Origin of the sequence: Rhodovastum atsumiense (assembly GCF_937425535.1) — a bacterium.
GTDB lineage: Bacteria > Pseudomonadota > Alphaproteobacteria > Acetobacterales > Acetobacteraceae > Rhodovastum > Rhodovastum atsumiense.
This window is the reverse complement of sequence record NZ_OW485601.1, coordinates 4,649,899-4,666,265: the sequence shown is the minus strand read 5'-3', so window position 1 is coordinate 4,666,265 and position 16,367 is coordinate 4,649,899. Positions and strand designations below refer to the sequence as shown.

17 protein-coding genes are annotated in these 16,367 nt (G+C 69.0%); 7 read left to right on the top strand and 10 right to left on the bottom strand.

Translation table 11 applies throughout. The features are described 5' to 3' along the window. Positions 1–31: 31 nt before the first annotated feature. The 5 genes from NBY65_RS21000 to NBY65_RS20980 all read right to left on the bottom strand — a co-directional run bounded on the left by NBY65_RS21000 (position 32) and on the right by NBY65_RS20980 (position 4,063). Positions 32–424 carry a hypothetical protein gene (locus NBY65_RS21000; protein ID WP_150039576.1) on the bottom strand — a complete coding sequence of 131 codons (393 nt, stop codon included), beginning with the start codon at positions 422–424 and terminating at the stop codon, positions 32–34. Further along, entirely contained in the window at positions 421–636 is a 216-nt protein-coding gene (locus tag NBY65_RS20995; RefSeq protein WP_150039575.1) for a hypothetical protein, read from the bottom strand. The genes NBY65_RS21000 and NBY65_RS20995 overlap by 4 nt, the downstream gene beginning before the upstream one ends. Before the next feature lie 3 nt (positions 637–639). Continuing rightward, positions 640–1,794, bottom strand: coding sequence for a P22 phage major capsid protein family protein (locus NBY65_RS20990; protein ID WP_150039574.1), 1,155 nt, complete (start codon positions 1,792–1,794; stop codon positions 640–642). A gap of 112 nt (positions 1,795–1,906) precedes the next feature. Beyond that, entirely contained in the window at positions 1,907–2,659 is a 753-nt protein-coding gene (locus tag NBY65_RS20985) for a DUF6651 domain-containing protein (RefSeq protein ID WP_150039573.1), read from the bottom strand. A 27-nt stretch (positions 2,660–2,686) separates the two neighbouring features. Beyond that, on the bottom strand, positions 2,687–4,063 hold the full coding sequence (locus NBY65_RS20980; protein WP_203330393.1) for a DUF4055 domain-containing protein: 1,377 nt from the start codon (positions 4,061–4,063) through the stop codon (positions 2,687–2,689). A 195-nt stretch (positions 4,064–4,258) separates the two neighbouring features. Here NBY65_RS20980 and NBY65_RS20975 point away from each other — a divergent pair, with 195 nt between their 5' ends. After that, complete coding sequence (locus NBY65_RS20975) at positions 4,259–5,443, top strand: outer membrane protein assembly factor BamB family protein (RefSeq protein WP_150039572.1); 1,185 nt, start codon at positions 4,259–4,261, stop codon at positions 5,441–5,443. A 78-nt stretch (positions 5,444–5,521) separates the two neighbouring features. Here the strand turns inward: NBY65_RS20975 and terL are convergent, their stop codons facing one another. The 4 genes from terL to NBY65_RS20955 all read right to left on the bottom strand — a co-directional run bounded on the left by terL (position 5,522) and on the right by NBY65_RS20955 (position 8,770). Then, positions 5,522–6,940, bottom strand: coding sequence for a phage terminase large subunit (terL, locus tag NBY65_RS20970; RefSeq protein ID WP_150039571.1), 1,419 nt, complete (start codon positions 6,938–6,940; stop codon positions 5,522–5,524). After that, complete coding sequence (locus NBY65_RS20965) at positions 6,864–7,445, bottom strand: terminase small subunit-like protein (RefSeq protein ID WP_203330392.1); 582 nt, start codon at positions 7,443–7,445, stop codon at positions 6,864–6,866. The genes terL and NBY65_RS20965 overlap by 77 nt, the downstream gene beginning before the upstream one ends. Positions 7,446–7,634: 189 nt before the next feature. Next, the gene (locus NBY65_RS20960) at positions 7,635–8,315 is read right to left on the bottom strand and encodes a GntR family transcriptional regulator (RefSeq protein WP_162530440.1); all 681 of its coding nucleotides are present in this window, start codon (positions 8,313–8,315) and stop codon (positions 7,635–7,637) included. 164 nt (positions 8,316–8,479) lie between these two features. Next, positions 8,480–8,770: a hypothetical protein gene (locus NBY65_RS20955; RefSeq protein ID WP_150039569.1), complete on the bottom strand. Its 291-nt coding sequence runs from the start codon at positions 8,768–8,770 to the stop codon at positions 8,480–8,482. Positions 8,771–8,819: 49 nt separating this feature from the next. Between NBY65_RS20955 and NBY65_RS20950 the strand changes: the two genes are divergently transcribed. Genes NBY65_RS20950 through NBY65_RS20925 form a run of 6 tightly spaced genes read left to right on the top strand, consistent with a single transcriptional unit; the run spans position 8,820 to position 15,427 of the window. Next, a complete protein-coding gene (locus tag NBY65_RS20950) occupies positions 8,820–10,358 on the top strand; it encodes an ABC transporter substrate-binding protein (RefSeq protein ID WP_150039568.1) in 1,539 nt (512 codons plus the stop codon). A 33-nt stretch (positions 10,359–10,391) separates the two neighbouring features. Further along, a complete protein-coding gene (locus tag NBY65_RS20945; protein ID WP_150039567.1) occupies positions 10,392–11,570 on the top strand; it encodes a mandelate racemase/muconate lactonizing enzyme family protein in 1,179 nt (392 codons plus the stop codon). Between the two features lie 11 nt (positions 11,571–11,581). Then, on the top strand, positions 11,582–12,592 hold the full coding sequence (locus NBY65_RS20940; RefSeq protein WP_150039566.1) for an ABC transporter ATP-binding protein: 1,011 nt from the start codon (positions 11,582–11,584) through the stop codon (positions 12,590–12,592). Continuing rightward, positions 12,589–13,593: an ABC transporter ATP-binding protein gene (locus NBY65_RS20935; protein ID WP_150039565.1), complete on the top strand. Its 1,005-nt coding sequence runs from the start codon at positions 12,589–12,591 to the stop codon at positions 13,591–13,593. Before NBY65_RS20940 ends, NBY65_RS20935 begins: the two co-directional genes overlap by 4 nt. Then, positions 13,590–14,546: an ABC transporter permease gene (locus tag NBY65_RS20930; RefSeq protein WP_150039564.1), complete on the top strand. Its 957-nt coding sequence runs from the start codon at positions 13,590–13,592 to the stop codon at positions 14,544–14,546. Before NBY65_RS20935 ends, NBY65_RS20930 begins: the two co-directional genes overlap by 4 nt. Next, entirely contained in the window at positions 14,543–15,427 is an 885-nt protein-coding gene (locus tag NBY65_RS20925; protein WP_150039563.1) for an ABC transporter permease, read from the top strand. Before NBY65_RS20930 ends, NBY65_RS20925 begins: the two co-directional genes overlap by 4 nt. Positions 15,428–15,524: 97 nt before the next feature. Here the strand turns inward: NBY65_RS20925 and NBY65_RS20920 are convergent, their stop codons facing one another. After that, positions 15,525–16,166 (bottom strand): family 16 glycosylhydrolase, encoded by a 642-nt coding sequence (locus tag NBY65_RS20920; RefSeq protein ID WP_150039562.1) that lies wholly within the window; start codon positions 16,164–16,166, stop codon positions 15,525–15,527. Positions 16,167–16,367: the final 201 nt, after the last annotated feature.

Genomic DNA, 16,367 nt, shown 5'->3' with positions numbered 1-16,367 from the left:
CCCTTCACGCGTTTGTGGATTCGGACATGGCCTATCCCCGGACCAGCCTGTTGCCCGTCGCCAGACCCGATCCGGGCGGAAAGCCGAGGAACCGGCACAGATCCAGCCGCAGAGCCGTGAACAGGGCGCGCCGCTCGGCGATCTCGTTCGGGTTGCGGTTCCATGCCGCCGCCGCCGCGGTGTCCAGTGTCGCGGCCGCATCCTGGATGTCGCGCTCGCGCGCCGCGAGGCTGGCCAGGAAGAAGCCGGCGAGCCGCGCCTCCTCCTCGGCGGAAAGGTGCGCGAGCCGGTATTCAAGCGACATCCCCATGCCGGAGGCACCCGAATAAGCCGGCTCCCCCCACGGCCGCGAGGCCGCGTCACCGGCCACCGAATAGCCCATGTAGTGGCGGACATCGGCGAGCTGTTGTGCGGTCAGCGTCATCGCACCTGCCTCCATCCGGCGGCGAGATGGGCGTGCAGCGTCGCCGGATGCACCAGCAGCCGCCCACCTGCCTTCGCCACCTCCACCAGGCCGGTCGGCGGATCGGGTGCCCGCTCCGGCCCGGCCTCCTCCGGACGGAGGCCGGACGAAGCCGCCTCCGCCGGTGGTGCCTTCCGCCTGCCGCGCCTGCTGCCGCCCTCACAAGCGGCCATGGCTCACCCGATCAGGATGGCGGTGTGGTTCGGCTTGAGGTTCGCCACCCCCCAGGCGATCGCGACATGGTAGCTGGTCTGCCGGAACTGCCGGTATTCGCTGACCTCGAAGGCAAGTCCCGAGACCGGGTCCTGCACTGTCATCACATCCTCGGCCATGTCGCCGTTTTCCGGCCGCGCCGGCATGCGGGTGATCAGTTGCACCGCCGAGCGCGAGAAAGCCACGTTCGGCGTGTAGTTCGCCCCCACCGTCACCGCATTGCCGGTCGGAATGGTGACCAGCGCGCCCGGGGCGCCGATGCCGATCGTGCCGGGGGCGGCGATGCCGGCATTGACCACGTATTTGTTCACGGTGTCGGCGGCGAAGGTCACGATGTCGCCGGCATTCACCGTGCCGGTGCCACTGGCCAGCGCGATGCTGCCCACGCCCGGGGCGGTCGCGCCGGAGGTGACGTAGCCCGAGCCGGTGCCCTTCGCCACCAGTTGGATGGCGTTGGAGTTGTGCAGTTCGAAGCCCTCGAGCGGCAGTTCGGTGATCGCGCCGTGGCGCAGCAGCGCGGCGGATCCGGCCTCGCTGACCTTCAGCAGCAGCGACTGCCGCCCGCGCAGGTTGGCGACCGCGGCCGAGCCGAGCACGAGCTGCAGGTCGGTCTGCGGCGCACCGTTGTCGTCGAGGACCTTGCGCAGTTGTGCAAGATCGGAAAGATCGGAGGCGGTGGCGAAGGGGGCGGTGCCGGCGTTGCCCCAGGCACGCGAGGCGCCCTGGTAGGCGGCGGTGAACAGGTCGGCCTCGATCAGGTTGACCAGGGTGCGGAACGCCTGCTGGAACTGTTGCCCGAGCACCGTGCGGAACATCCCGCTCGAAGCGAGGCCGAGTTGTTCCTCGCCGTTCCAGCGGATCGGCACGTGCTTGGACCGGCTGATGGTCATGGCGACCGATCCGATGGTCTGGTCGCCGGTATTCGGCGGCATCACCGCCGGCGTGTTGTCCGCCGCTGCCTGCGCCTGCGTCACCGGCACCAGGATCGACTGGTTGAGCGCGGCGCGCTCGGCCGAGACGTTGCGGGTGACGGCGGGGATGAACCCGACCATTTCGCGCGAGACGACGTCGAGTGCCTCGTAGATGGTCGGGATCAGGTTGGTCAGGGTATTGGCCAAGTCTGCCTCCAAGCAGCAGGGAAAATATCGGGTTCCAAGGGCTTCGCCCTTGGTGGAGGTCCAGGAGGCAAAGCCTCCTGGTGGGGCGCGGGGCAACGCCCCGCCAACGGCATCAGTCGACGATCGTGCAGTCCCGTGCCGCCGCGATCTTTGCGGCCGGGGCCAATGCGTCGAACTGTGCGCGGGTCATGCTGTGCCGTCCGGACGCGGAAGGACCGGCGGCGGCGGCCCCTCCCCCGGACGCGCCGCTTCCCTTGAGGATGCTGTCGCGATGCGGATACGCGTCCACCAGCGTTTCCAGCGCCTCGTCGAAATCCGCCGGCTCGCCCGGCCGGGCGCGCGAGAAGATCCGGTTGCCGCTGCGGTCGGTGGCGACGATCCGCCCCTCTTCCAGCGCGAAAGCCGTGCCGAAGGCGGCGCGCGCGAGGTCGGCCGGGATCGCCAGCCGCTCGGCGATGAAGCGGGAGCGGCCGAAGGCGCCGCCGATCTTCTCGTCCACCAGCGCCGCGCGCAGCGTGTCGCGCTCGCCGACCACCGGCCGGTAGGCGGCTTCGACGGCCTTGACCGCCTCGGCCCGCACCCGCTCCGCCTCGCCGGCGTCGATCAGCTTCTTGGCATCGAGGTTGCGCAGCGTCTGCAGCGCCCGGCGTGCCGTGTCGGCGTCCTCAATGCCGTCGAAGTGCCGCAGCCGCGTCTCGGCCGCCTCGGCGCGTTCCTTCAGCCCGCGTGCCTCGCCGTTCAGCCGCGAGATGGTCGCGAGCGTCGCCGCGTAATCGAAGGCGACTTCCTTGCCGTCCTCGGCCAGGAAGACCGGCCTGCCGTCGGACACGACCACGTGCCCGGCATCGTCCAGTTTCAGCTTCATGGATTGCTTTCACGGCCATGCGGCCGGTTATCGTGCCTGCGCCTGTGCCCGTGCGATTTCCGTCGCGACCTCGATATCGGGCGAGAGGATGCCGCGGCGCTTCAGTTCCCCCAGCAGCGTCTGGTGGCTCAGCGCGCCGGCGGACTGCATCTGGAACAGCAGGCTGGCGCTCGCCTCCGCCAGTGTCGCCGCGCCGAAGTCGCGATAGATGCTGACGTGCCCGCCATCTTTCTCGCCCACCCACCGCGCCATCAGGGCCAGGGCGGTATCGAGGCTGTCCTCCACCGCCTGCATGATGCGCTGCAGGTCGCACATGCCCTGCTCGTTATCGGCGATGGTCTGTGCCTCGGTGGTGTTGCCTGGCCTGATCACCAGCAATTCGGCGCCGGTCTGCCGCATCCGGTCCTCGAGATCCAGCAGCGAGCGCCGCCCGGCCTCGATTGCCGCGCCCGAATGCTCGACATAGCGCAGTTCGGCGGTTTCCGACCCGGTCTGGATCAGTGAATTCGCCCCGACGGTGATCTGCGCATCCCCCAACCCGCGCGCAAACAACAGCGGCACTCGAGCAACGTGCAGGATGGTCTGCTGGTCGGACTTGTTCTGCCAGTGCTCGACATTGGCGTGCGCCAGTTCCAGCATCGGCGGCGCGCCGAGCATGAACCCGCGCCGCCGCCCGTAGACCGGCACGAAGGGGATCACCGGCAGGGTGGTCGTGCCCTCTTCGTGGATCCGCCAGGCTTCGGCGCCGTCCACCACCTGCCGGCGGTACACCGCCCAGCGCCCGGGCTCCAGCACCCGCACCTGCTCCACTTCGCGCGCGGTGAACGGCCCATCCTCCTCCTCCACGCATTCCAGCAGCCGCAACTGGGCAAGCTGCGTCGCCGCGCCATGTGCCCGGGTGCGCCAGCCCAGGATGCTGCCAGGGCGGACATGCACCATGTAGGGCCGGATCCCGGCCGCCCGTTCCTCCGCCACGCTGCGCGCCCCGCGATTCGGCGGGCAATCCACCAGGATGCCGCACAGGCCGTGCGAGAGCGCGTTGACGCAGATCTCGGCGGCAAAGCTGTGCAGGTTGCGTCCCTGCAGGTCGACGTCCTCCAGCCAGGGTCGCAGCCGCTGCGGCACGTCCTCGCCGATGGTCAGCGGCTTGCCGAAGGGCTTGCCGGCCAGCACGGAAACGGTGCGGGCATAGGCCGGGAACAGCGTCGCGCTGGCCAGCCGCGCCTGGTAGCTGGCGTCGTCCTCGGCCGGCCATTGCGGCAGATAGCGCCGTCCGGCCCGCCGCATCGCGCGGGTGCCGCCCAGCAGGGTGTCGACCAGCCCCCAGTCCGCCGCCATTTCCGCGACCTGGGCGGAGGGCATGCGGACATCGGAAGCCGGACCCGGGTCAGGAGCTGAGCTCATGCGTCCTCACATGCGATCATCGCCGCCGGCGCGGTATTTCCTTGCCAGTACGCAAGCAACCCGGGCGGGCGGTCTTGTCATGGAACTGCAACGGACGCGCGGCGGCCCCGCGCGGAAGGCGTTGCACGCGCCCCCTGCGCCTCGTTATGGGACGGCTCGAAGCCGCGTACGACCGCGGCGTCAAGGAGATCGGTGATGTCGTCCCGCCTTGCTCGCACCCTGCCCTGGCGCCTGGCCCTGCTGGCCGCCACCTGCCTCGCGGTCAGCCTCGGCGCCAGCGCCGCCGAGCCGCCCAAGGCCGCGCCCGACAAGCCCGCCGCCGACCAGCCGGCGAAGCCGAAGGCGCGCCCGGTCCAGGTGACCGAGGAAATGACCGGCGCCGGCATCGTCTCCAGCGGCGTGGAACTGCCGCCGCCGCCGCCGGTGACCGGCACGCGCGCGAATCCGGTGCCCTCCTGGGGCAAGCCGCTGCCCTGGCCGATCATCATCGCCGACCGGCGCAACAACCGGCTGCTGGAAGTCACGCCCGACAAGCGCATTGTCTGGGAGTTCCCCTCGCCGTTGCTGAAGATCTACCGCGGTAACGACGACGTGAATTTCTCCACGGATGGCAAGACGCTGGTGGTCAATGAAGAGGACAACTACGACATCCACTTCATCGACTACGAAACCCGCCGCCTGACCTGGAGCTACGGCGTGCCGGATACCCGCGGCACCGGCGAGGGCCTGCTGAACTACCCCGACGACGCCCGCCTGCTGCCGGACGGCCGCATGGTCGTCGCCGATATCCGCAACTGCCGCCTGCTGTTCATCGATCCGAAAACCTCGAAGACCCTGACGCAATGGGGCAAGCCCGGCGTCTGCCGGCACGACCCGCCGAACACCTTCGTCTACCCGAACGACATCAATTATTACGAAAACGGCGACCTGCTGGTCACCGAGATCACCGATGCCTGGATTACCCGCCTCGCCCCCGACGGCCATGTCGTCTGGAGCGTCCGCGGACCGCATCTGCGCTATCCCTCGGACGCCCGCGCCGCCAGCGACGGCAACATCATCGTCGCCGACTTCGTCAAGCCGGGCGGCATCGTGATCTTCAACCCGGCCACCAAAAAGATCGTCTGGGAATACCGGGTGACCGAGGAAGGCGAGAAGATGCTCGACCATCCCTCGCTCGCGGTCGAACTGCCCACCGGCGATATCCTGGTCAACGACGACCACCGCGAGCGCGTGCTGGTCATCGACCGCCAGACCAAGGAATTCATCTGGCAATACGGCGTCACCGATCAGCGCGGGCACGCGCCCGGATACCTTTGGTACCCGGACAGCGTCGAACTCGACGTGTTTCACGACTGGAAGGCGGCCCTCGCCGGCAAGTAAAGCGCAAGGCCAGGGCTCTGCCCTGGACCCGGCAGGGGCCACAAGGCCCCTGCACCCCACTCTCGCTGCGCGGCTTTTCTATAGCCGAAACGGCCGCACCGTTGCCGGCGCGGGGGCCGTTAGCAGCATCCCGAAGGCCCGCGACAACGCATCCACCTGATCGTCGTGGCGGCCGGAGGGAAAGTCGCGCAGCTCCTCCATCAAGGGCCGGTTCCACGCCGCCCGCTGCAGCACCACGTTACCGGCGTTCACCTGCGCCGCCAGCGGGCCAGCCCGGGTTTCCTTCCCCCCCGTCTCCGGCGTCACCGCGACACTGAAGCCGGCCAGCCGGCGTACCAGGTATTGCGCCGCCCACTTGCCGGCCTGCCCTGGGTCCTGCGGCAGGCCGACGGTGACGCCTTGCCCGTCCTGCCCGGCCGTGCCGAGGATCGCCGCCTCCACCGCGTCGGGGCCGCCCCGCCCACGCACCACATCCAGCACCGCAAAGCGGCCATCGCCGAGTCGCGCCAGCTTCACCCCGACCGTCCAGTCGGGATCCCGCCCCGCGCCTTCGGCGGTCGCCGCCAGATCCCAGGCACGCACGACCCGTGCTCCCTCCGGCACCATGTCCAGCAATTGCAACCGCTCGACCTTGAACAGCATCCCCTCCGGCGCCCGCGGCTCCTGCTGGTACAGCGCCCACCAGGCGCGCATGTCGCCCGACGCCTCGTACTCGGCCCGTACCCGCTTCAGTTCAGCGGCATAGCCGTAGCCATCATCGCCCCAGAGCGGCGCCCCCGGCACGCGGCCCAGCGGGTCGTCGGCCTCGGCCAGCGCCGGCAGCCGCACCACGCGCCAGTCATCGGGCTGGTGCAGCAGCAGCCGCCCGGCGAGGTCGTCCTCGTGCCAGCGCGTCATCACCAGCGCGACCCGCCCGCCCGGACGCAACCGCGTGCGCACGTCGTTCAGCCACCATTGCCATGCCTTCTCGCGCAGCGTCGCACTGTCGGCCTCCTCGCGCGAGGTCACCGGATCGTCGATCACGATGACATCGGCGCGAAAGCCGGTGATGGCGCTGCCCACCCCGGCGGCGAGGTACTGCCCGCCATTCGTCGTCCGCCATCGCGCCGCCGGATGCGTCGCCGCCCCCACGCCGAGGCAGTTCGCATGCGCGCGCAGATAGCCCTGCACCTCGATCGAGAACGCCTCGGCCAGCAACGAGGTATTGGAGGCGCCAATGACGGCGAGCCGCTCCGCCTGGGCGAACATCCACGGCGTGAACAGCCTGGAGGCATAGAAACTCTTGCCCGAGCCCGGCGGCATGAACACCATCAGCCGGCCTCCAGGGCTGCGGAACAGCAATTCCAGTTCGTGGATCAGCAACAGATGATGCGCGGCCGGAACGTGTCCGATGGCGGCAAGCGCATGGCGGCACCAGGCTTCAAGGCTGCGTCGTGTCTCTCTCCGGGCCAGCAGCGTCTCCGCGGCGTCCCGTGGCGATGGCAAGGAGTTGTGCATCGGTCAGGCTGTCCGGGTCCATGTCCTCGGCCGAGCCGATGTCCACCCGATCGCCGTACAGCTTCGGCTTGAGCCGTCCGGCGCGCCATTTCAGCGCGTCCAGCAGCAGCCGCTTGGCCTGGGCGTTGTCGGGACGGACGCCGCGCGCCTCGTCGAGGATCTCGTCGGCCAGCGTATCCGCCTGGTCCTCGCGGGCGCGGGCATAGCGGCGCCGGAACTCCGGGGTCTCGGCCAGCCACCGCCGCACCAGGGTGGCACTCGGCGCGCCCGCGACCGCGCAGATCCGGCGCAGGCTGGCCCCTTCGGCGATCCGCTCGCAGATCAGCGCGGCCACGGCCGCGTCATAGGCCATCCAGGGTGCGGCTGCGCCCTCTCCCGCGCGCAGCCGCGCCAGTTCGTCGGCGAACCCGTCCAGCGGATCGAAGCCGGCAGGCGTTTCCGGCACCGCCTCGGCCGGCGGCGAAGCGTCGCCCCGGGGTTGCGCGGCATGGCGTCGTTCGGTCATGGCTCGGACCCGGCTGCATCAGGTCGTCCGGCAGATGGCCGGACATGAAAACGCCCGGCAGCCAGTGATGACTGCCGGGCGCGCTACGTTGCGATTTTGCCCTTTATGCCACGGATTTCCGTGGCAGTCCAGCAGGCCTTGTTAGAAATTCAAACATGTTGCAAATCCGCCACAAGCGGCACGGCACCATCAGCGGGCCGCCTCCTCGCGCTCCATACGCGCGAGCAGGTCGTCCCTGGCGGAATCGCAGTGCTCCTGCGCCATCTGCACTGCCAGCACCGGGTCGCGGGCACGGATGGCCTGCACCATGGCCCGATGCTGCCGAATGATGTCGGCGACGCGGTTCTCTCCGAAGCCGAAGCGGTTGCGGATGCCGATCACCAGCTCCCAGCCGCGGTCGAGGATATCCGCCGCTTCCGGATTGTCGGCGATGCGGGCGATGCAGCGGTGGAAACGCAGATTGGCCTCGACCATGCGCTCCATCGCCTGCACCGCGGCCGCGGTCTCATAGGCAAGGGCCAGTTGCTCCAGCGTGTCCAGCTCCGCCTCCGTCGCCTTCAGCGTGGCGTTGCGCACCAGCAGGGTCTCGATGGCGGCGCGGGTGTCGTGCATGTCGGTGACGAATTTGCGGCTGACGCCGCGCAGCACGGCGCCCTTGTGTGATTCGATGATGACCAGCCGGTCGCCCTCGAGCTGGCGCAGCGCGTCGCGCACCGGGATGTGGCTGACGCCGTAGCGCGCGCTCAGCTCGGCCACGCGCAGCCTCTCGCCGGGCCGGATGGCGCCGCTCAGGATATCGCGACGGATGGCCTGCTCGATCCGTGTGGACATGGTGCCCACCACCCCGTTCGCCGCCGTGGACTCCGTCACTTTCCCCTCCCCTGCACGCACCCGCCGGATATCCGGAAACCGGACATAGCCCGGAACTTTGTCGCTTGCCATTCGCTATCATATATAATATCGAATTTGAAGGCGCCACAAAGGCGACCTGCCGCCCGCAAAGACGGACCGGCCATCAACAAGACAGGGAACGTTCAGGTGCCGAGCAACCTGGAATCCTGGCCGACTGGCCGCGGCATCGCCATCAACCGCCGCCTGATTCTGGCAACCGCCAGGCTGACCCTGGCCACGGCTTCGCCCACACGACCCGAAACACCGCGTCGCGCATGATGTCCTCGCCCAGTGCGGTGCAGCAGCAACGCGACGAGATCGCCATCAAGCAACTCCGCTGCCGCGGCCTCCGCGCGCACATGACCGTCGGCTCCCATGCCGACAGGGCGCAACGACGCGCCCAACCTGCCCGGCAAGCCCAGGTTCAACGACATCTGGCTCGCCGCCTGAGCGCGGCGGGTCGCAAGAACAAGGAGGATTCCCATGCAACGACGCCAGGCGCTGCAAGCTCTGGCCAGCCTCGGGACCCTGCCGCTGCTGCCGGCGGTGGCAGGGGCGCAGACAGCCGCGCCGCGGCGCGGTGGCATCCTGAAAGTAGCCGCCCCCTTCAACCCGTCCACGCTGGACCCGGTGACCGGTGGCACCGGCTCCGACCACATGCTGCTCTACCCGATCTTCGACACGCTGGTGGATTTCGTGCCGGAGACCCTGGAAGCGCGCCCGGGTCTCGCCACCGCCTGGGAGTTTCTCGATCCGCGCCGGCTGGTGCTGACGCTGCGCCAGGGGGTGCGCTTCCATGACGGCACCCCCTTCGATGCCGCCGCAGTCAAGGTCAATCTCGACCGTGCCCGTGGTGACGACCGCTCCGCCGTGCGCGGCGACCTCGCCTCGCTGCAAGCGATCGAGGTGCTGGACGCGCACCGCGTCGTCCTGCTGCTCAGCCGCCCCGACACCGCCCTGCCGCTGATCCTCGCCGACCGCGCCGGCATGATGTCCTCGCCCAAGGCGATGCAGGAACGCGGCCGGCAATATGACCGCGCCCCGGTCGGCACCGGCCCGTTCCGCTTCGTCCGCTGGAACGACAACGACATCGTCGAGCTGGTGCGCAACGAGGATTACTGGAACAAGGGCCTGCCCTATCTCGACGGCATCACCTACCGCATCATCACCGACCTCAACACCGGGCTGCGGTCGGTGATCGCCGGCGAGACCCATTTCGCCTACCGCCTGAACCCGCAGCAGAAGCTGGTGGCTGACCGCATGGGCAAGCGCGTGCGGATCAGCAGCACCCCGACCATCGCCGACTATCACCTGCTGTTCAATTACGGCCATGCCCCGCTGAACGACCGGCGGGTGCGCCAGGCGATCAATTACGCAATCGACCGCGACGGCTTCAACAAGGCGGCGCTGCTCGGCCTCGGCGTGCCGGCGCAGACCATGCTGCCGCCGGGCTACTGGGCGCATGACCCGTCGTTCGATCATTTCTACACTCATGACCCTGACCGTGCCCGCGCATTGCTGCGCGAAGCCGGCCATCCCGACGGCGTCGACATCCAGTTCTTCGGCTATTCCGACCAGGCCTCGCAGCAGCGGCACGAGATCATCATCGAGCAGTTGCGCCGCGCCGGCATCCGCGCGCACATGACCGTCGGCTCCTCGGCAGACATGTACCAGCGCTTCATGGTGCGCGGCGAGGGCGACATGCTGCTGGCGCTGTGGACCGGCCGGCCCGATCCGAGCCAGCCTTTCGTGCTGGTCTATGGTGCGGACGGCTTCAACAATGCCGGCAAGGTGCCGCCGCCGCCGGAGATGGCGCAGGCCCAGGCGGACTCGCAGTCCAGCGCCGCCCCGGCCGCGCGCAAGGCGGCCTTCGCCCGGCTGGAACGCGCCGCGCTGGAACACGCGCTGTCCTGCGAGCTGGCCTTCGTGCCGGGCATCGAAGCCTTCTCGCCATCGGTGCGCAACTACACGCCCAACCTGCTCGGCAAGCCGAAGTTCAACGAGATCTTCCTGGCCGACTGAGCCACCGCCCTCTCCACGACCATCGAGCCCGAGATGAAAATCGTCAAAGTCGAAGACCTGCACGCCGATGCCGGCTGGCGGACCACCTCCTTCCTGAAGATCACCACAGCGGACGGCATCGTCGGCTGGTCCGAGTACAGCGAGAATGTCGGCAATGCCGGCCTGACCGCGACCATCCGGGCCATGGCCGAGAAACTGCCCGGCCAGAATCCGATGCGGCTGGAATGGATCATGGCGCAGCTCTACACCCATGCCGTGCCGGCCTGGTCGGGCATCAACCAGCAGGCCATGGCCGCGATCGGCAACGCGCTGCTCGACATCAAGGGCAAGGCCCTGGGGGTTCCGGTGCATGCGCTGTTCGGCGGCGCGCTGCGCGACCGTCTGCCGGTCTACTGGTCGCATTGCGGCAGCTACCGCGTGCGCTTCCCGGAATTCTGCGGCGTGACGCCGGTGCGCGACTATGACGGGCTGCAACGCCTCGCCGAGGAAGTCCGCCAGCGTGGCTTCCGCGCGCTCAAGACTAACATCATGATGCTGGAACCCGATGGCAGCATCGGCAATTTCCGTCCCGGCTTCGGCTCCATGCCCGGCTTCCCGGAGCTGAACCCGCAGCCGTCGGTCATGCGATCGCTGCAGCGGCAGCTCGAGGCAATGCGCGCCGGTGCCGGCCCGGATGTCGAGATCATGCTCGACGCCAATTTCCATTTCCGCACCGAGGGCTATCTGCAGCTCGTGCGCACGGTGGAACCCTTCAACCTCGCCTGGCTGGAACTCGACATCTACGACGCGGACTCCCTGGCGCTGCTGCGGCGCGAGGCGGGCTTTCCGATCGCCAGCGGCGAATCCCTCTACACCCGCCGCGGCTACCGTCCCTTCCTCGACGCCTATGCCATGGATGTCGCCATCGTCGACGTTCTCTGGAACGGCTTCCTCGAATCCATGAAGATCGCGGCGATGGCGGATGCCTACGAGGTGAACGTCGCGCCGCACAACTTCTATGGCCACCTCGCCGACCACATCAGCGCGCATTTCGCCGCCGCCACGCCCAACCTGCGCATCCTGGAAATGGACATCGACGACGTGCCCTGGAAGAGCGAGTTCGTCACCCATCCTCCGGTCATCGAGAACGGCGCGTTCGTGCTGCCCGACCGGCCGGGCTGGGGCACCGATGTCGATGAGACCGCGGTGCGCCGCCGCCCACCCCGCCATTGAGGTGTCCGCCCATGCCGGACACGCCATTGCTGGAGCTGCGCGACCTCAGCATCCAATTCCGCACCGGTCGCGGCGACGTCCAGGTGACGCACCGCACCTCCTTCAGCGTCGGCCGTGGCGAGATGGTCGGCCTGGTCGGCGAGAGCGGTTGCGGCAAGACCGTGACCGGGCTTGCCATCATGGGATTGCTGCCGCGGGCTTCCACCCGGCTTGAAGGCCGGATCCTGCTGGAGGGGCAGGATCTGGTCAGCCTGCCGGAACGCGCGATGCGCCGGCTGCGTGGCCGGCGCATCAGCATGATCTTCCAGGAGCCGATGAGCGCGCTCGATCCGGTCTTCACCATCGGCCAGCAGATCACGGAAACGCTGCGCTCGCATCACGCGATCAGCCAGGCCGAGGCGCGCAACCGCGCCATCGAGGCGCTGGCGCGCGTCGGCATCCCGGAGCCGGCGCTGCGCTATGACGCCTATCCGCACCAGCTCTCCGGCGGTATGCGCCAGCGTGCCATGATCGCGATCGCCCTGGTCTGCGAGCCGCAGATCCTGATTGCCGACGAGCCGACCACCGCGCTCGACGTCACCGTGCAGGCGCAGATCGTCGACGTGCTGGGCGAACTCTGTGCCCGGCTCGGCATGGCGCTGGTGTTCATCACCCATGACCTCGGCCTGGTGTCGCAGACATGCTCGCGGCTGGTGACCATGTATGCCGGGGAGGTGGTGGAGGAAGGCCGCGTCGACGACATTCTGGTGCGGCCACGCCACCCGTACAGCTCCGGCCTGCTCCGTTCGCTGCCGGCGCTGACCCGGCGCAAGGCGGCGCTGCCGGCCATTCCGGGGCGTGTGCCGCAGCAGGGGGAGATGCCGGATGGCTGCCGTTTCCGCCCGCGCTGCGGGCACGCGCGGCCGGCCTGCCTCACGCCGCAGGCGCTGCGCGACGCCGGTTCCTCCGGCGGCCGGACGCGCTGCTGCCGGGCCGAGGAACTGGCCCTGCCTGGCGTGCTGACCGCGGAGCATGCCGCATGAGCACCGTCCCCATCCTCGAAGCTGTCGATCTCGGCGTGCATTTCCGCCTCGGCCGTGGCCGTCTGCTGCGCGCCGTCGACGGCGTCAGCCTGGTGGTGCGGGCCGGCGAAACCTTCGGCGTCATCGGCGAATCCGGTTCCGGCAAGACGACGCTGGGCCGGGCGCTGGTCTGCCTGGAGCGCCCGGCCGCCGGCCGGGTGCGGCATGGCGGCGTCGATCCCTTTGCCCTGACGCCGCGTGCCCTGCGCCGCCACCGGCGCGACTACCAGGTCATCTTCCAGGACCCGAACGCGGCGCTCGACCCGCGCATGAGCATCCTGCGCTCGGTGCAGGAGCCGCTCGATGTCGCGCGGGAACTGCCACGCGCGCAGCGGGAGGGGCGGGCGCTGGCCATGCTGGAGCGTGTCGGCCTCGGCAGCGAATTCGCCGACCGCTACCCGCACGAGCTGTCGGGCGGGCAGAAACAGCGCGTCTGCATTGCCCGCGCGCTGACGCTGCAGCCCTCCGTCATCGTCTGCGACGAGGCGGTAGCGGCGCTCGACGTCTCGATTCAGGCCGACATCCTGAACCTGCTCGCCGGGCTGCAGCGCGAATTCGGCCTGACCTATCTGTTCATCACGCATAATCTCGGCGTGGTCGCGCATGTCAGCGACCGCATCGCGGTGATGTATCTCGGCCGGCTGGTGGAGCAGGCGGAGACCGAGGCGCTGATGGCCCGCCCGCTGCATCCCTACACGGAAGCGCTGCTCTCGTCCGAGCCGGTCGCCCTGCCCTCGCATCTGCGCCGGCAACACCGCGTGGTGCTGCAAGGCGAGTTGCCGAGCCCGGTCTCGCCCCCCTCCGGCTGCCGCTTCCGCACCCGCTGCGCCTACGCCGCCGCGCGCTGTACGGCCGAGGAACCGGCCTGGCGCGAGGTGCGCCCCGGCCACTGGGCCGCCTGCCACTTCGCCGGAACCTTGCCGGAAGGCGCGCGGCCGCATCCCGTGGAGGTCCCCGCATGAGCCGGCGATCCCTGCTGCTGATCGGCTCGCGCCTGCTGCAGGTGCTGCCGGTCATCATCCTCGCCACCGTTGTCATCTTCGGCCTGTTGCAGTTGGTGCCCGGCGATCCCGCCGCCGTCATCGCCGGCGAGAACGCGACGGCCGAGCGCATCGACAGCATCCGCCGCATGCTCGGCCTCGACCGGCCGCTCTGGGAGCAATACGCGGTCTGGCTGGCCCATGCATTGCAGGGCGATCTCTCGACCTCGCTGATCACCGGCCAGCCTGTGGCGGATGAAGTGCTGCGGCGCCTGCCCAACACGCTGCTGATCACCGTGCTGGCGCTGCTGCTGGCGGTGCTGATCGGGGTGCCGCTCGGCATCCTGGCGGCAACGCGGGTGGATGGGCCGCTCGATCGCTGCGTCACCAGCCTCGCCTCGCTCGGCGTCGCCGTGCCGAATTTCTGGCTGGCCATGCTCCTGGTGGGCACGTTCGCCCTCCACTTCGGCTGGTTTCCCACCACCGGCGCCGCCCCGCTCGCCGAGGATCCGATGCGTGCCCTCGCCCACGCCGCCTTGCCGGCGATGGCGCTGGCGGCCGGCGGCATCGCCGAGATCACGCGCCAATTGCGTAGCGCGCTGATCGAGGTGCTGTCCTCGCAATACGTGCGCACGCTGCATGCCAAGGGCCTTTCCTGGGGCCGCATTCTCTGGCTGCACGGGCTGAAGAACGTCTCGCTCACCCTGCTCACCGTCATCGGGCTGGTGTTCAACCGCGCCCTTGGCGCCACCGTCGCCATCGAGGCGGTCTTCGCCATCCCCGGCACCGGCTCGCTGGTCGTCGCCTCCGCCACCAACAAGGACTTCCCGGTAGTGCAGGGCGTCGTCTTCGCGCTGGTGCTGATCGTCATCGGGCTGAACCTGATGATCGATCTTCTCTATTCGTTGCTCGATCCCCGGGTGAACCGCCGATGAGCCTCGCCATGGTCACTTCCTCGCCCCGCGCGCCGGTCCGGCGCTCCGGGCTGCGCCGCGTCCTCCGCTGGCTGCGCGACGACCTGCGCGCCAGCATCGCCCTGCTCTACCTGGCGCTGCTCGTCGCGTTGTCCCTGCTCGCGCCCTGGGTAGCGCCGCATTCGCCGGTGGTGCAGAGCCTGGACATGCTGATGCCGCCGGATGCCACGCATTGGCTGGGCACCGACGATCTCGGCCGCGACGTGTTCAGCCGGCTGATCTACGGCGCGCCGATGACGCTCTATGCCAGCTTCCTCGCGGTCAGCGTCGGCGCGGCGATCGGCCTGCCGGTCGGCATCCTGGCCGGCTGGCTGGGCGGCTGGGTCGATGCGCTGACCAGCCGCTTCATCGACGCCCTGCTGTCCTTCCCCAGCATCGTGCTGGCCATCGCCGTCACCGGCGCGCTGGGGATCGGCCTGACCAACAGCATGATCGCGGTCGGCATCGTCTTCTCGCCCGGCATCGCCCGGCTGATCCGGGTGCAGACAATCATCGTTCGCGACGAGCTGTACGTGGACGCCGCCCGCTGCTTCGGCATGGCGCCCTGGCGGCTGGTGCTGCGGCACGTGTTGCCCAACGCCATCCAGCCCTGCATCGTTCAGGTCACGCTGATGCTGGCCACCGCCCTGCTGTCCGAGGCCAGCCTGAGCTTCCTTGGCCTCGGCGTGCAGCCACCGCAGCCGAGCTGGGGACAGATGCTGGCACGCTCCTACACCTACATGGAAATTGCTCCGGAGCAGATGTACGCACCCGGCCTTGCCATCCTGTTCACCGCCCTTGCCTTCAATGCTCTCGGCGAATCGCTGCGCGCCGTGCTGGATCCGACGCGGCGGCACAGGTAGGAAGGCCAGGGCTCCGCCCTGGACCTGCAAGGGGCCACAAGGCCCCTTGACCCCAAATGCGCTGCGCGGCACAGCAACCGTCGGCCCGTAGGGTCGATCACCCCCACGGCTGGTACCTCATGCCGGAGACCGTGATGAAGTTGTCCCCGTGCTGCAGCGAGCTGAATCCCGCCGGCTGCACCCCCGCCCCGAGCGCGCCGTTCTCCCCGCCATGGGCGGCGTCGGCCGGCACGTGGTCGCTGCTGCGCCACATCTCCCGGCCGTCCACCTTCATCACCAGCAGGTCCTGCCGCCAGTCCAGCTCGTAGACATGGCGCTGCGTCACATCGACCCCGCCCAGCCTGTGCACGGCGGTGCGGTCGCCGCCATCCACGCCTTTCCAGTGCACGGTGCTGTAGGCGGTTCCGTCCCCTCCCACTTCCACGAAATCGAGTTCGGGTCCCGGCCAGGCATTGCTGGCCGGCCAAAGACAGACGAAGCCGCCGGGGATGGCGGCATGGAACTGCACCTCCACTTCGTAGCAGCCATAGCCTTGGGCACTGGCGGTGCCGGCCGGGGCCTGCATGATCCCGCTGGGCCGGAAGCCATCCCCAACCCAGGAGGAAACGATCACCTGCCCGTGGGCGGTGTCGTCCCAGACATGCCCCCAACTATGCCCGACCGGAGCCAGGCTCCTGGTGAAATCCGTGCGCCACCCTGCCCCTGACGTGATCGCGACCTGGCTCGATTGAACGGACATTCCGTGCCTCCACCCCGCAGCCGGGCCGGGTGGCGCACCCTGCGCCCCTGCAACGACCAGCTGGTTGCGTCCGCAGAACGCCACGGTCGTTGACGGCTCGCATTGAACACGATCATTGCGGAATGATCTGGATCAGATGCTATGATTTCCCAGGAACAAACACTTCTCGTCATGGTTGCAAATGGCCAGGCAATACGACGA

Bases quoted from the DNA above. Each gene is read 5' to 3' on its own strand.
- NBY65_RS20955 (WP_150039569.1), bottom strand. From the start codon at position 8,770: ATGTCGTTGAACCTGGGCTTGCCGGGCAGGTTGGGCGCGTCGTTGCGC.
- NBY65_RS20985 (WP_150039573.1), bottom strand. From the start codon at position 2,659: ATGAAGCTGAAACTGGACGATGCCGGGCACGTGGTCGTGTCCGACGGC.
- NBY65_RS21000 (WP_150039576.1), bottom strand. From the start codon at position 424: ATGACGCTGACCGCACAACAGCTCGCCGATGTCCGCCACTACATGGGC.
- NBY65_RS20980 (WP_203330393.1), bottom strand. From the start codon at position 4,063: ATGAGCTCAGCTCCTGACCCGGGTCCGGCTTCCGATGTCCGCATGCCC.
- NBY65_RS20975 (WP_150039572.1), top strand. From the start codon at position 4,259: ATGTCGTCCCGCCTTGCTCGCACCCTGCCCTGGCGCCTGGCCCTGCTG.
- NBY65_RS20965 (WP_203330392.1), bottom strand. From the start codon at position 7,445: ATGACCGAACGACGCCATGCCGCGCAACCCCGGGGCGACGCTTCGCCG.
- NBY65_RS20945 (WP_150039567.1), top strand. From the start codon at position 10,392: ATGAAAATCGTCAAAGTCGAAGACCTGCACGCCGATGCCGGCTGGCGG.
- NBY65_RS20930 (WP_150039564.1), top strand. From the start codon at position 13,590: ATGAGCCGGCGATCCCTGCTGCTGATCGGCTCGCGCCTGCTGCAGGTG.
- terL (WP_150039571.1), bottom strand. From the start codon at position 6,940: ATGCACAACTCCTTGCCATCGCCACGGGACGCCGCGGAGACGCTGCTG.
- NBY65_RS20920 (WP_150039562.1), bottom strand. From the start codon at position 16,166: ATGTCCGTTCAATCGAGCCAGGTCGCGATCACGTCAGGGGCAGGGTGG.
- NBY65_RS20950 (WP_150039568.1), top strand. From the start codon at position 8,820: ATGCAACGACGCCAGGCGCTGCAAGCTCTGGCCAGCCTCGGGACCCTG.
- NBY65_RS20925 (WP_150039563.1), top strand. From the start codon at position 14,543: ATGAGCCTCGCCATGGTCACTTCCTCGCCCCGCGCGCCGGTCCGGCGC.
- NBY65_RS20995 (WP_150039575.1), bottom strand. From the start codon at position 636: ATGGCCGCTTGTGAGGGCGGCAGCAGGCGCGGCAGGCGGAAGGCACCA.
- NBY65_RS20935 (WP_150039565.1), top strand. From the start codon at position 12,589: ATGAGCACCGTCCCCATCCTCGAAGCTGTCGATCTCGGCGTGCATTTC.
- NBY65_RS20940 (WP_150039566.1), top strand. From the start codon at position 11,582: ATGCCGGACACGCCATTGCTGGAGCTGCGCGACCTCAGCATCCAATTC.